Annotated in this window: 11 protein-coding genes; 10 read left to right on the top strand and 1 reads right to left on the bottom strand. The window is 50.0% G+C overall.

What is annotated here, in order from left to right:
- The first annotated feature begins 6 nt into the window (after positions 1-6).
- The gene (gene flgL, locus EOE65_RS11395) at positions 7-1,302 is read left to right on the top strand and encodes a flagellar hook-associated protein FlgL (RefSeq protein ID WP_164847093.1); all 1,296 of its coding nucleotides are present in this window, start codon (positions 7-9) and stop codon (positions 1,300-1,302) included.
- Positions 1,303-1,326: 24 nt separating this feature from the next.
- Here flgL and EOE65_RS11400 read toward each other — a convergent pair whose 3' ends face one another.
- Positions 1,327-1,632 carry a flagellar protein FliT gene (locus tag EOE65_RS11400; protein ID WP_127694446.1) on the bottom strand — a complete coding sequence of 102 codons (306 nt, stop codon included), beginning with the start codon at positions 1,630-1,632 and terminating at the stop codon, positions 1,327-1,329.
- Positions 1,633-1,850: 218 nt separating this feature from the next.
- On the opposite strand from EOE65_RS11400, the gene EOE65_RS11405 reads away from it, so the two are divergent.
- From EOE65_RS11405 to EOE65_RS11445, 9 genes are all read left to right on the top strand, one after another.
- Positions 1,851-3,890 (top strand): flagellin N-terminal helical domain-containing protein, encoded by a 2,040-nt coding sequence (locus tag EOE65_RS11405; protein ID WP_127694447.1) that lies wholly within the window; start codon positions 1,851-1,853, stop codon positions 3,888-3,890.
- A 77-nt stretch (positions 3,891-3,967) separates the two neighbouring features.
- Positions 3,968-4,336 (top strand): flagellar protein FlaG, encoded by a 369-nt coding sequence (locus EOE65_RS11410; protein ID WP_127694448.1) that lies wholly within the window; start codon positions 3,968-3,970, stop codon positions 4,334-4,336.
- Between the two features lie 27 nt (positions 4,337-4,363).
- Positions 4,364-6,382, top strand: coding sequence for a flagellar filament capping protein FliD (fliD, locus tag EOE65_RS11415; protein ID WP_127694449.1), 2,019 nt, complete (start codon positions 4,364-4,366; stop codon positions 6,380-6,382).
- 30 nt (positions 6,383-6,412) lie between these two features.
- Positions 6,413-6,805: a flagellar export chaperone FliS gene (gene fliS / locus EOE65_RS11420; RefSeq protein WP_127694450.1), complete on the top strand. Its 393-nt coding sequence runs from the start codon at positions 6,413-6,415 to the stop codon at positions 6,803-6,805.
- A 167-nt stretch (positions 6,806-6,972) separates the two neighbouring features.
- Positions 6,973-8,394 carry a sigma-54 dependent transcriptional regulator gene (locus EOE65_RS11425; protein WP_127694451.1) on the top strand — a complete coding sequence of 474 codons (1,422 nt, stop codon included), beginning with the start codon at positions 6,973-6,975 and terminating at the stop codon, positions 8,392-8,394.
- Positions 8,366-9,481, top strand: coding sequence for a sensor histidine kinase (locus EOE65_RS11430; RefSeq protein ID WP_240656977.1), 1,116 nt, complete (start codon positions 8,366-8,368; stop codon positions 9,479-9,481). The genes EOE65_RS11425 and EOE65_RS11430 overlap by 29 nt, the downstream gene beginning before the upstream one ends.
- Positions 9,481-10,845, top strand: coding sequence for a sigma-54-dependent transcriptional regulator (locus EOE65_RS11435; protein WP_127694689.1), 1,365 nt, complete (start codon positions 9,481-9,483; stop codon positions 10,843-10,845). The genes EOE65_RS11430 and EOE65_RS11435 overlap by 1 nt, the downstream gene beginning before the upstream one ends.
- A gap of 215 nt (positions 10,846-11,060) precedes the next feature.
- Positions 11,061-13,010 carry an acetate--CoA ligase gene (gene acs, locus EOE65_RS11440; protein ID WP_127694452.1) on the top strand — a complete coding sequence of 650 codons (1,950 nt, stop codon included), beginning with the start codon at positions 11,061-11,063 and terminating at the stop codon, positions 13,008-13,010.
- 152 nt (positions 13,011-13,162) lie between these two features.
- Complete coding sequence (locus tag EOE65_RS11445) at positions 13,163-13,831, top strand: response regulator transcription factor (protein WP_127694453.1); 669 nt, start codon at positions 13,163-13,165, stop codon at positions 13,829-13,831.
- Positions 13,832-13,870 lie beyond the last annotated feature (39 nt).

Here is a 13,870-nt window from a genome sequence, read left to right on the forward strand (position 1 = left end):
TAGATGATGCGAATTTCAACACAGCAGCAATATCTGCAAACCATTGATCAGATGCAGCGAACCCAAGCAACGCTGGCTGACAAGCAAAATGAGATCAACACGGGTAAGCGCTTGATAACACCCTCTGATGATCCTGTTGCGGCAGCGCAAGTGGTGAAGCTCGAGCGCGAATTAGCTCAGTATGAAAAGTTTGACGACAACATCAATGTCACTAAACGCCGTCTACAGCTCGAAGATTCACTTCTTGACGATATTAATATCGCGATGGACCGCATCAATGAGTTGGCACTAAAAGCCGGTAACGAAGCGACACTAACGGATCAAGACCGTAAAGGGATTGCCAACGAGCTATACGAGCTGACCGACTATGTTGCGGGGCTTATGAACACGCAAGACTCGGAAGGTGAATATATCTTTGCCGGTAGTAAAGGCAGTACAAAACCTTATGAGGAGTTAGCGAACAACCGTTTTGCCTATCGCGGTGATGACGGGCAGCGCTCGATTCAAGTAGGAGGTGACCTTTACATCGCATCGAATGATTCGGGGCAATACCTGTTTGAAGCAGTCGAGGGCCCGCTTGAAATAAATATGACTGGGGTTGCGATTGCTGAAGCGAATGCCACCAACACCCAGCCGTTTATCCGCGAAGCGAGCTTCAGCAGTGCGGCGCTTGAAGAGCAGTTCCTACAAGCCGCAGAGGGCGTTGGGGATATCACGATTCGTGTGGATGAGCCGCAGCCCAACGTCTTTGAATACAGTGTTTTGGATGCCGCAGGTAATCCGGTAGCGGATACCGATGGTACTCCACTGCAAAATATTCCAGCAGGTGACCTTAGTACCACGCCGCTGGCGGTGAACATGTTTGGCTTAACGTTCGAACTGCATGAGCCGAGCAATGGCGTGAACGGGAATGAGATCACTCTAAATATCGAGCGCGAGCGCCAAAATATTCTCGATGTTGCTGTTGATCTGGCCAAAGTGCTGGAGCAGCCTGTTGATGGCCCTGAAAGCAAAGCAGAGCTGTCTGAAGCGGTAGCAACGGCATTGAATGGTGTGCAACAAGCGCAAGATCGTAACAACGAAGCCCGTACGACCCTGGGTTCTCGTTTAAGTACGCTGGAGAAGATTGCCGAGTCCAATATCGATTTTGAGCTTTTCACCAAAACCGCTATTTCGCGTCTTGTGGATACTGATATGGCCGAGGCGATCACTGAGTTTCGTTTTGCGGAAGCAACGCTGCAAGCGTCGCAAGCGACATTTGGCCGGGTTGCGTCGCTCTCTTTGTTTAACTACATCAATTAACAACAGCGCTTTGGCTTACCAGCGTTAAAGTTGCTGGTAAGCTTTGGCCATCTGCTTTCCCTTATTCGCTGCTTGTTGCTCTTTACGTAACTCCTCTTGGCGCGCACGGATGAACTCTACGTTCTCGCTGTCTAGTTGGCGAATGTCATTCAACGCTTTATCAACGGCCAAACTTTCCTGTTCTGAAGAGGGAGGTGTTGCTGTGGCTGCTTGAGCTAAGATAGCCTCTCGTTGAGCAAGCATCTCTTCTACCTCATCCCATGTTTTTTCTTCTACAGCTGCGCGAATCTTTTGGCTTAGAGCCAGCGCTTCTTTAACTAAATCATGCACTTGGACCACCTCTCGTAAAAGTCAGATATTTGCTAAAGGAACTATTGCAATAGTCGATAACTTTAAGTACCGAGGCAGTAATCTGCCAGAGAAAAATAAAATTAAAGCATCTGAAAATTTGGTCGATAAACAAATCATAACCGGTAGCAATTAGAGACAAAACCGGAAGTGAACATAAAACAGCCAGTCGCACCTGGTTGATATGAGGAGAGAATCTCATGGCAATGGTAATCAATTCAAACATCATGTCGCTTAACGCACAGCGTAACTTGCAGGCGTCTTCTAACGAGCTGAACACTGCGATGGAACGTCTTTCCAGTGGTAAGCGAATCAACTCTGCTGCAGACGATGCTGCGGGCCTTTCGATCGCCAACCGTATGACATCTCAGGTTAATGGTCTTAACCAAGCGATGCGTAACGCGAACGACGGTATCTCTTTGATTCAAACAGCTGAAGGTGCGCTGGACGAGTCGACTAACATTCTGCAACGTATGCGTGAACTGTCTATTCAGTCTGCCAACGGTACTTACGATAGCGGTAACCGTTCTACGTTGAACGCAGAGGTTAAACAGCTGGTTGCTGAGCTGGACCGTATCTCTGAAACAACAGCGTTTAACGGCCAGAATATCCTTGATGGTTCGTTGGGTAAGGTTGATCTGCAAGTAGGTTCTGAGGCGAACCAAACTATCGGTTTGGAAATTCAGGCGATGGACTCTAAAACACTGGGTCTAGGTTCTACTAGTGGTGACGTATTAGGTGCGGAGAACACACTAGCGGCTGATACAACTGCGCTGACAAACAACTCTGTAACGATCAATGGTCAGTCTGTACTGGCGATTGGTGAGACTTGGACTGGCGGTACAGATTCTCTGGGTGAGCTGGTTGAGAAGATCAACACGAACGTACGTGGTGTTACTGCCTCTACATACAGCGAAGTTGAAGCAGATAAAGCAGGTACAGGTGTCCTAGTTGAAGGCACAGATAAGCTGACTGTTGACGTGGTTAAGCTAGATGGCGAAACGCTATCTTTCAGCATCACTGGTACAGAGAGCATGGAAGAGGTCGTAGATAAGCTGAACACTGAGGGTGGTGGCTTGATCTCTGCATCGCTAGATGATGGCGGTAAGCTCGTTGTTAGCGCAGAAAACGTAACTAGCCTAGAGCTGACAGGTGCGGGTGCTGCTGCAAATACTGGTGATGACGTATTAGGCTTGGGCGCAGGCGCTGATGGTGTGGTTAACACTGCATCTATCTCACTTGCATCAGAAGATGGCAGCGACATTATTATCGAGCGTGGTAGTACTGGTACAACGGCTGACCTTAAGTCGCTCGGTTTCCGCGAGAACAACGTGGGTGGTGTGATCGAAGGTGGTGCTTGGGATGGTTCAACAGCTTTGGCAGTGGGTGATCTGAGCATCAACGGTGTTGACGTTGGCGCCGCTGAAAGTGCGAAACTTTCTGACAACATCGCTGCAATCAACAAGGTCAGTGACCAAACAGGTGTTACTGCAAACGCTTTCACATCGGTAGAGATTGACACTGCGACAAACTCAACTGGTGCGGGTACTGCTGCGGCATTCACTCTTAACGGTGTGACTATCGCTGCGGGTGCTGATGCTAAGATCTCGACTACAGTGGCACAAATTAACGCGAAGTCCGATGAGACAGGTGTTACAGCTGTTCTTGAGGGTGACCTCTTGCGCTTGGAAGGTGATGTTGCTTCTATCACATTCGGTGACGCATCAGGTGCTGGCGATAACGGTGCTGAACTGGCCGGTGTTCTCGGTGCAGGTCTTGCAGCGGGTACTGATGTCCAAGATACAGACGGTGGTGTGAAGCTGACATCAGACAGCGGTGCCCCAATTAGTGTTGATGTCACAACTGATGGTGCGAATGCAACAGGTCTTCTGGATGCAAACACAACATCGGGTGGTAAGTTCGGCGCAGCAGTAAATAGCATCGATATCTCGACAGCTGCGGGTGCGCAAAAAGCGATCGGCATCATCGATAACGCACTAGAAACTATTAACGAAACACGTGGTGATCTGGGTGCGGTTAACAACCGTCTGGACTTCACAATCAGTAACCTGTCTAACGTTGCTGAAAACGTATCAGCTGCACGTTCACGTATCGAAGATGCAGACTTCGCAGCAGAATCTGCTAACCTAAGTCGTGCGCAGGTTCTACAACAGGCAGGTACTTCGATGTTGGCGCAAGCAAATGCGGCGCCTCAGCAGGTACTGTCACTACTTCAGTAATATTTCTCTGGATTAAACAGCCAGTTGTAAATCCCTCACCACCTTCGGTGGGGGATTTTTGGTTAAGGAGGTAAACAATGTCAGTCGAATCAATGAACGCCACAAGTATGGTGTCGACTACTACCCAACCGGCCAATACCCAGCAGGTTAATCAGAACCAGCAAGCCGCGATAGCAGAAAAGCAATCGCAAGCGGCAGAGGCCCAGGAAGCTCAAAAGCTAACAGCTGAAGAGGTTCAAGATGTGGTCGATAAGCTGAATGATTTCATGCAAGGGCAGCAGCGTAACTTGAATTTCTCTGTGGATAAGGATACTGATAACCTTATTGTTAAGGTGATGGATACCCAAACGGAAGAGGTCATCCGCCAGTTCCCTTCTGAGGAAACGCTGAAGCTTGCGAAGCACATTGAAGGGATGCTTGGGCTAATCTTTAACGATAAAGCCTAGTACGTTTTAGCTTCTTAGGGAGGGTTTATGGATACTAATATTATTTCGGCACTGGGCGGTGGCTCGGGTATCGATACTAAAAAACTGGTCAGTCAGCTAGTTGAAGTTGAGAAGGCGCCGCAACAAAATCGTATCGACTCCCAAAAAGAGAAGCTGCAATCACAAATTTCGGCATATGGCTTACTGAAAAGTAGCTTGTCCGAGTTTCAAAACGCACTAGCGCCACTCAGTAATAACGATACGTTCAATGCGCGCTCCGTGGCCTTCCCTGAAACCGGCACGGTGACGCCTAACTCGTTAGACGCTAACGCTCAGGTTGGTACCTACCAACTCGGTGTTGAATCAACAGCACAATCGCAGTCTTTGGCTGTGAATACTTCGTTTGCAGATGCCAATGCTGCAATGAATGTGGCGGGCAACCTAACGATAAAGCTGGGTGAATGGACCTATGATGGCAGCAATAACCCGCAGTCCTTCACCGAAAATGAAGCGCAGAAATCTCTAACAATAGAAGTTGTCGCAGAGGACTCGCTGCAAGATTTGGCGGATAAAATTAACGCTGCCGATTCTAATGTGCAAGCGTCTGTATTGTTAGTTGATGGCGAGCATCAGCTGCTTCTATCGGGCCCGTCTGGTAAGGCGAATGCGCTAGAAGTCACGAACGACAATAGCCAGCTCGATATCTTCTCTTACAATGCTTCGAATCACGCGAATGTAACCCAAACACAGCAAGCTCGGGATGCTGAGATTACGATCAATGGCTTAACCGTTTTTCGGGAGAGTAATGAGATTGATGATGTCATTCCTGGGTTAAGTTTTACATTGAACAAAGCTGAACCTGATGAGACGTTCACATTCTCGATCAGCCAAGACAAGGGGACCGCTGAACAAGCGATTCGTGATTTCGTGACGGCGTATAACTCGCTTTACGAGACCGCGAAAAACCTAACGGGGCTGACAACAGACGAAGAGACCAACGAGACAACAGCAGGGAATTTATCCACAGATGGTGCGGCAAAGGCCGTCATTGCACAGTTGCGTTCGATGATGACGGGTGCTGTGGCTGGGGTAGATGGTTCGAACTCTTTATCGAGTATCGGTATTCGTACCCAGTTGGATGGAACACTGGAGCTGACTGATGATTTCTCGAATGCAGTGAGCGATAACTTTGCTGTCCTACAGAATATTTTTGCACCGCAGACCTCCTCGTCTACCAATCAGGTGGATGTCACCATCGGTAATTATGCTGGGAACACTGTACCCGGCAGCTATACTGGCACAGTGACCGCGCCGCCGACGAAAGGCACCGTCAGGAGTGATATTCCCTTTGCTGCGTTTACGACAGGCGCTGGGGATAATACGTTCTCTATCGCGGTAGATGGCACGACGAGCGGCGTGCTTGAGTTGTCTGGTACGTTCAATACGGCAGAAGAGTTACGGGTTGAGCTACAGTCGTTGATTAACAATGATAAGGCGCTCAAAGATGCGGGTAACTTTGTTGATGTCGTCGTTGATGGCGGCCAGATACAGCTAGTCTCTCGTACTTATGGCAGTTCATCAAAAGTTGTCTTTGAAACCGCGGGTGCTGAGTTCGCCACTAATACCGGCCTCAGCGAGAGTTCAAGTTCGGTCATTGGTAACGACGTGCAAGGCACAATTAATGGTGAGCCGGCATTCGGTGCCGGTGAAATCTTATTGGCAAAGATCGATAGCGACCCTTATGGGCTTAACTTTGCTGTGAAAGAGGGGATGACGGGGGATTTCTCATTTACATTCTCGCGCGGACTATCCAGTGAGCTCAATCGGCTGATCGACGGCTTCTTGGGTGATAACGGAGCCATCAATAGCCGCGAGGAGAACATCAACCGACAAATTAAAGGACTAGCAACCGATCAAGAGAACCTTGATCGACGTATGACGATCTACCAAACTCGTCTAACTCAACAATACCTAGCGATGGAACGGGTTGTTGCGAGTCTAAACACAACATCAGACTCGTTAAACGGCCTAACTGATCGATTACCTTTTACGGCGAAGTCCTCATAACCTTGAGAGCAACGCTACTTGGAGTAAAACATGTCTGTTAATTTAAGTGCCCTAAAACAATATCAGAACGTTGATGTGCGGGCGTCAGTCGAAACAGCTTCCCCTCATGAGCTGATTACCATGTTATTTGACGGTGCATTAACGGCGATGGCGAAGGCCAAGGGAGCGATAGAGCGTGACGATATTAATGAGCGCACCACGCATTTAAATAAAGCAAATGATATTGTTCTTGGCTTGAAAGACTTCCTGGATCATGAAAAAGGTGAGGATATTGCAGCCAACTTAGATCTGCTTTACGACTACGTTGTTCGTGCGTTGTTGCAGGCTAACCGTGATAATGATGCTGAGAAGGTTCAAGAAGCGATGGATCTTATTTTGCAGGTGAAATCCGGCTGGGTACAGATGGAAGTCCCTGAGTCTTAAGTCTTAAATCTACTATCAAGAACCCGAGCAGCGCCTCGGGTTTTTTATTGGCTGTTGATAAGTATTAATGATGTGCCATTTTTTTGGCATAAAAGTTCCGAGTCTGCTTGTTAAATCATGTTTCTTTGCTAGTATGTCAAAAAAATGACGTGCGATAGAGTACGGAAATGGCAGCTAATTCACATGTTTTACTCGTAGATGACGAGGAGCAAAGGCGGCAAAACTTGGCCGCTGTATTTAGCTTTTTGGGCGTCTCTCACGAAGTCTCCAGTTTCGTTGACTGGTTTCAAACTTCTCAGTCGAACCCCTGCACTTTAGCCTTTATTGGTAAAAGTGCCCTACCGGTATCCCTCGATAAACTAGTGTCACGGTTTCGCGATCAGATGCCAGCAGTGCCTTTATGCCTATTAGATGGCTGGGATGAGGCTGAGTTGCTCTCGGCTGCGGCAAACGCGCAAATTCTCAGCGTGCTCGAAGAGCCGCTTTCAGAACGGGTATTAGCCGAGCTACTTTCGCAAGCGGAGCGCTTTGGTGCTAGCCACCGTGCCTTGGAGGAACCTAGCTTCCCGCTTCTAGTAGGTGAGAGCGCTGCCATGAAGCACCTTAAGCTCGTTATGGGGCGTGTTGTTGAGCGGGATGCGAGTGTACTGATTACCGGCGAGTCGGGTACGGGAAAAGAGCTGGTTGCGCGTAGCTTACACGAACTATCGCCACGTAACGGTGAACCCTTTGTACCCGTTAATTGCGGCGCCATTCCGCCTGAACTTCTCGAGAGCGAGTTATTTGGCCATGAAAAGGGCGCTTTCACTGGCGCAGTCTCGGCCCGTGCTGGGCGTTTTGAGATGGCTAACAACGGCACGCTATTTTTAGACGAGATCGGTGATATGCCGATGGCGATGCAGGTTAAGCTGTTACGTGTGCTTCAGGAGCGCTGCTTTGAGCGTGTGGGTGGTTCGAAGACCGTGCATGTGGATGTCCGTGTGATCGCGGCAACCCATAAGAATTTAGAGCAGATGATCGCGGAGGGTAAGTTCCGCGAGGACCTTTTCTATCGTCTCAATGTTTATCCCATAGAGACGCCACCGCTGCGCGAGCGGGAAGGTGACGTCGCACGGCTGACAGACTACCTCGCGAATCAGGCTCAGCAAGTGGGTCTAGGGCAGCTGATACTCTCGGGGCCAGCGCGTATGGCACTGGATCAATATGATTGGCCGGGAAATGTGCGTGAGCTTGCCAACCTTGTTGAGCGTTTGGCGATTATGCACCCTGATGAGGAGGTAAACCTTTTAGACCTTCCGGATAAGTATCGTGCTGGTTTAGACCTTGGTGACTTTCCGATGAGCTCCAGCGTCGTTGCGGAGTCACCAACGGCTGAGCAGCCCTATCTAAGTCGAAACGATTTGATGTTGCCGGAAGATGGGATTGACCTGAAAGCGCAGCTTGAGAGTATCGAGCAAGACTATATTCGGGCCGCTTTACAGCGAACTAATCAGGTTGTTGCTCGCGCGGCCAAGCTACTTGGCGTACGGCGCACAACATTAGTTGAGAAGATGAAAAAATATGGTATCCAGCGAGGCGATGATGAGTGAAGTTGAGGCGCTCAAACAAGCCCTAGCTGATAAAGATGCTGAGCTGACAGAGCTGCGAGATCAGCTTGCTGAGCAGAGCGCACTCGAGAGTATGTTTGCGAGGCGAATGGCTCAAGTGCTGAAGGTGATGCCTGCCGGTGTCATCGTGATTGGTAATCAAGGGCGAGTGGCACTCGCGAACCCTGCTGCTGAAGCGCTACTGGGTAAGCCCTTGATTGGCGAGCTATGGATGCAGGTCATCAATCGCTCATTCGCGCCCAAGAATGATGATGGGCACGAGATCTCGCTGCGTGACGGCCGACGAGTGAGCTTGCTGACATCGGCCATGCAGGATGAAGCCGGGCAGCTAGTACTGCTGACCGATCAAACCGAGACACGTTTGTTGCAAGACCGTCTGTCGCAGTATCAGCGATTATCGGAGATGGGGCGTATGATGGCATCGCTGGCCCATCAAATTCGCACGCCACTGGCGGCTGCAACGCTCTATGCTAGCCACCTAGAGCGCGACGCGATTACAGAGGCACAGCGTAAGAAGTTTGCCGCGAAAGTATCTTCACGCCTTGCGCACCTTGAGCAGCAAGTGCGAGACATGCTGGTCTTTGCACGCGGCGAGATGCAGCTAGAGGATCGTATTAGTGTTGCTCAGCTATTGCGCTCGATTGATGAAATGTTGGATGTGCCTCTTGCCGAGTTTGATGCCGACTGTGAGTTCGATGATCGAACTGAAAGTGCTTGGTTGCAGTGCAATCTGGAGATGTTGCTCGGCGCACTACTTAACTTGATCAACAACGCGCTACAGGCGTGCGGCAAAGGTGCAGAGCTGTTGATTGTGGCTGAAGTCTGTCAAGAGATGGTGTGCTTGCGTGTGGTCGATCATGGCCCAGGCATGACGCCTGAGCAGTGCCAGAAAGCCACAGAACCTTTTGTCACGACCAAGTCCCACGGCACGGGGCTTGGCTTAGCCGTTGCCAATGTCGTTGCTCAAGCCCATAACGGCCGTTTCGAGCTCTCTTCGGTGGCGGGGGAAGGTACAACTGCAACGGTATGTTTGCCACTCATTAGCGATTTAGAAAAGGAAAATGAATGATGTCTATCCGTGTCCTCGTGGTTGAAGACGATAGCGAACTACGTGAAGCGCTGGTGGATACCTTAGAGCTGTCCGGTATGTCGGTCAGTGAGGCTGAGCACGGTGAAGCCGCATGTGAGGCACTAGCGCACGCCAGCTTTGATATCGTCATTACCGACGTCAACATGCCTGGTATGGATGGTCATGCCTTGCTAGGGGTTATTCGGCAAAAGTACCCGTTGCTGCCTGTTTTGTTGATGACGGCGTTTGGGCAAGTGAGTAAGGCGGTTGATGCCATTCGCAGTGGCGCGGCCGATTATCTGATGAAGCCTTTTGAGCCGGATGTCTTGATTGCAGCGGTCGAGCGCTTTGCGCGGGGCGAGGTAGCAGAACAGCAAGCTCCGGTTGCCAGCGATGAGCGGAGTGTCCAATTACTTGAGCTAGCAAGGCGCGTCGCCGCGACAGATTCGACGGTGCTGATTGCTGGTGAATCAGGGACCGGTAAAGAGGTATTAGCACGCTATATACATAATCACTCCAGCCGAGCTGAACAGCCTTTCATTGCGATCAACTGCGCTGCTATCCCAGAAAATATGCTTGAAGCGATGCTGTTTGGGCATGAGAAGGGTGCATTCACCGGTGCTATTGCAAGCCAGCCTGGCAAGTTCGAGCAGGCGAACGGCGGCACCTTACTGCTGGACGAAGTCACGGAGATGGATTTAGGGCTGCAAGCGAAGCTTCTGCGCGTACTGCAAGAGCAGGAGGTGGAGCGTGTTGGTGGCAAAGCGCCGATTAAGCTGGATGTGCGTGTGCTTGCCACAACGAACCGTGAGCTGCGCCAGTATGTGAGTGAAGGCGCATTTCGCGAGGATCTCTATTACCGCTTGAATGTCTTTCCATTGCACTGGTCGCCACTGCGTGAGCGGCCTGCGGATATTGTGCCGCTAAGCGAGGCGATATTGCAGCGTCTCTGTGCAAAAATGCAGCGCCCCGTTGTGGTGCTTTCCGATACAGCAAAAACTAAATTAACCGACCATACATGGCCGGGTAACGTGCGGGAGCTGGACAATGTGTTGCAGCGCGCCCTTATCCTACAGACGGGCCCTGAGATCTATGCTGAGGACCTCTTTATCGAAGAGGGCAATATGACGCTGCGTATGGAGCCTGCAGTAACGTCCGCTGATGTTGATGAAAAAGCAGCTGGTGCGCTTGAAAACGATCTGCGTGAGCATGAGTTTCAGTTGATTATTGATGCGCTAAAAGAGACGGGTGGTAGCCGAAAAGAGGCGGCTGAAAAGCTCGCTATTAGTCCGCGAACCTTGCGTTATAAACTCGCAAAAATTCGTGAAGCTGGCTTGGATCTGGATGCCCTACTCAAAAGGTAGAATGTGACGGAAAAGGGTTTGTAAAACATAGATTTAATGGTCTTTTAGTAGTGGGTCTAAAGCCCGATAGACCAATGTCTAATTCAGAGCAAAGCGGCCCGTTGGGTATAACAAAGGCTGATCATTCCTTACTAATCTGCAGCGAAAAAATAATAACAATGCGCTAGTGGGTAAAACGGGCAAATAATTAAAACAAGCAAGCTAAGGGCATCACCATGAGTGAAAAGGTATATCCAGTCTATCCAGAGATCGCAGCAGGCGCACACATCGACAGCGCGAAGTATGAAGCTATGTATGAGCAGTCGGTCAATGATACTGATGCATTTTGGGGAGAGCATGGAAAGCGAATCGATTGGTTCAAACCCTACACGAAAGTAAAGAACACAACCTTCGATCCACACAACGTTGATATCCGTTGGTTCGAAGATGGGACGCTAAACGCTGCATACAACTGCTTGGATCGCCACCTTGAGACCCGCGGCGATCAAGTAGCGATTATCTGGGAAGGCGACGACCCAAGCGAGTCAGAGAACATCACATATCGTCAGTTGCATGAGCGTGTTTGTAAGTTCGCAAACGCCTTGAAAGGTCAAGGTGTTGAACAAGGTGATGTTGTCACGCTTTACATGCCGATGATTCCAGAAGCAGCTATCGCAATGCTCGCGTGTGCGCGTATCGGCGCGGTGCACTCAGTGGTATTCGGTGGTTTCTCTCCAGAGGCGCTAGCAGCACGCGTGGAAGGCGCTAACTCTAAAGTTGTTGTGACGTCCAACTACTCGCTACGTGGCGGCAAAGTTGTGCCACTTAAAGAAAACGTAGACAAAGCGCTGGAACATGCAGGTGCTGCGGCTTGCTGTCAAAGCGTTATCGTCGTTAAGCGCGTTGATCAAGATGTAGCATGGGATGGTGCACGTGATAAGTGGTACGAAGATCTCGTTGCGGATGCATCTGCTGACTGCCCTGCGACTGAGTTAGACGCAGAAGCGCCGCTATTTATTCTGTACACGTCAGGTTCTACTGGCGCACCAAAAGGTCTAAAACACACGACTGGCGGTTACATGGTGTACGCATCCATGACGCATGAGTATGTTTTTGACTACAAAGAGGGTGATGTCTACTGGTGTACAGCGGATGTGGGTTGGGTCACAGGTCACAGCTACATCGTTTACGGCCCGTTGGCTAACGGCGCAACAACTCTGATGTTTGAAGGTGTTCCAAGCTATCCTGACAACAGCCGCTTTGGCCGTGTTATCGAAAAACATAAGGTCAATCAATTCTATACAGCGCCAACGGCTATTCGTGCGCTGATGCAGCAAGGTGAAGATGTTCTGGGTGATGCAGATCTGTCTTCGTTGCGTATTTTGGGTTCTGTAGGCGAGCCAATTAACCCAGAGGCGTGGGAGTGGTATCACCGTATTATCGGTGACGAGAAATGCCCAATCGTTGATACATGGTGGCAAACCGAAACGGGTGGGGTGATGATCGTTCCGTTACCAGGTGCAACGGCTGCGAAACCGGGTTCTGCTACGCGTCCATTCTTTGGCGTACAGCCAGCGCTGTTCGACAATGAAGGCAAAGCGCTTGAGGGTGCTACTGATGGTAACTTAGTTATTACAGACTCTTGGCCATCGCAAGCGCGCTCTATTTGGGGTGACCACGAGCGTTTCATTCAAACGTACTTCTCAACATTTAAAGGTGTTTACACCACGGGTGATGGCGCACGTCGCGATGAGGATGGCTACTATTGGATCACAGGGCGTGTTGATGATGTTATCAACGTTTCTGGCCACCGTATGGGTACAGCCGAGGTTGAGTCAGCATTGGTTGCTCACCCGGCAGTTGCCGAAGCGGCAGTAGTGGGCTACCCGCATGATGTGAAGGGCCAAGGTATCTATGTATACGTAACGCTACAAGCTGGCTTCGAGCAGTCGGATGAGCTGATGAAGGAGCTACGCAACCATGTGCGTGGTGAGATCGGTCCTATCGCGTCACCAGACCTTATCCAGTTTGCTCCAGGCATGCCGAAAACACGCTCCGGTAAGATTATGCGCCGTATCCTGCGTAAGATTGCCGAAGATGATTTTGGTGCGTTGGGTGATACATCTACACTGGCTGATCCAACGGTGGTTGACGATCTGATCGAGAATCGCATGAATCGAAAATAGCTAATATAATTGTTTAGCTAAAGTCAATTCGTCGAAAACTCCCCCTATAGCGCAAGCTTAGGGGGAGTTTTGCGTTTAAAGAGATGGTATTATCGAGGCATTCAAAAAAGAACCATAGAGTTTTGGGTGTGGGTTCACCTGGGGGATACAGCATGCAACTAGCAAATAAGATCATAATCGCTGACGACCATCCTTTGTTCCGAGCAGCGTTACGCCAAGCTGTTGGTCAAGCCATTGAAGGCGTTGAAATAGTGGAAGCCGACTCGCTGGCGGCAGTACAAGAGGCGGTTGTTGAACACAGTGATGCTGATCTTGTGTTGTTAGATCTGCATATGCCGGGCACGAATGGCTTTACTGGACTGGTATTCCTGCGGGGACAAAACCCCGGTATGCCGGTTATCGTTGTTTCGGGTAGCGAAGAGGTCAGCGTGATGCAACGCGCAATGGATTACGGTGCATCTGGCTTTATACCGAAATCGGCACCACTTGAAGTGATCTCTGAAGCGATTGTTGCAGTACTTGAGGGCGAAGAGTGGCTTCCACGTGAAATCACTGAGAGCACCGAAGATGATGTCACAGAGGAGGAGCGTAAGTTCGCTGCCGCGCTTGCATCGTTAACGCCTCAGCAGTTCCGCGTCTTGACGATGCTAACAGAAGGTTTGCTCAACAAGCAGATCGCATATGAACTCAACGTTTCTGAAGCGACGATCAAAGCACACGTGACAGCGATCTTGAGAAAGTTAGGGGTTCATAGCAGAACTCAGGCCGTTATTGCTGCGCAAAAACTCAGTGTTGACCCAGCGCGCACTGAGCTCGACTAAAACGATAAAACAAAAAAGGGCCGTTAAGGCCCTTTTTTA

The sequence above is a fragment of the Neptunomonas marina genome (genome assembly GCF_004005935.1).
GTDB classification, from domain to species: domain Bacteria; phylum Pseudomonadota; class Gammaproteobacteria; order Pseudomonadales; family Balneatricaceae; genus Neptunomonas; species Neptunomonas marina.

Bases quoted from the DNA above. Each gene is read 5' to 3' on its own strand.
- flgL (WP_164847093.1), top strand. From the start codon at position 7: ATGCGAATTTCAACACAGCAGCAATATCTGCAAACCATTGATCAGATG.
- EOE65_RS11405 (WP_127694447.1), top strand. From the start codon at position 1,851: ATGGCAATGGTAATCAATTCAAACATCATGTCGCTTAACGCACAGCGT.
- EOE65_RS11410 (WP_127694448.1), top strand. From the start codon at position 3,968: ATGTCAGTCGAATCAATGAACGCCACAAGTATGGTGTCGACTACTACC.
- fliD (WP_127694449.1), top strand. From the start codon at position 4,364: ATGGATACTAATATTATTTCGGCACTGGGCGGTGGCTCGGGTATCGAT.
- fliS (WP_127694450.1), top strand. From the start codon at position 6,413: ATGTCTGTTAATTTAAGTGCCCTAAAACAATATCAGAACGTTGATGTG.
- EOE65_RS11425 (WP_127694451.1), top strand. From the start codon at position 6,973: ATGGCAGCTAATTCACATGTTTTACTCGTAGATGACGAGGAGCAAAGG.
- EOE65_RS11430 (WP_240656977.1), top strand. From the start codon at position 8,366: ATGGTATCCAGCGAGGCGATGATGAGTGAAGTTGAGGCGCTCAAACAA.
- EOE65_RS11435 (WP_127694689.1), top strand. From the start codon at position 9,481: ATGTCTATCCGTGTCCTCGTGGTTGAAGACGATAGCGAACTACGTGAA.
- acs (WP_127694452.1), top strand. From the start codon at position 11,061: ATGAGTGAAAAGGTATATCCAGTCTATCCAGAGATCGCAGCAGGCGCA.
- EOE65_RS11445 (WP_127694453.1), top strand. From the start codon at position 13,163: ATGCAACTAGCAAATAAGATCATAATCGCTGACGACCATCCTTTGTTC.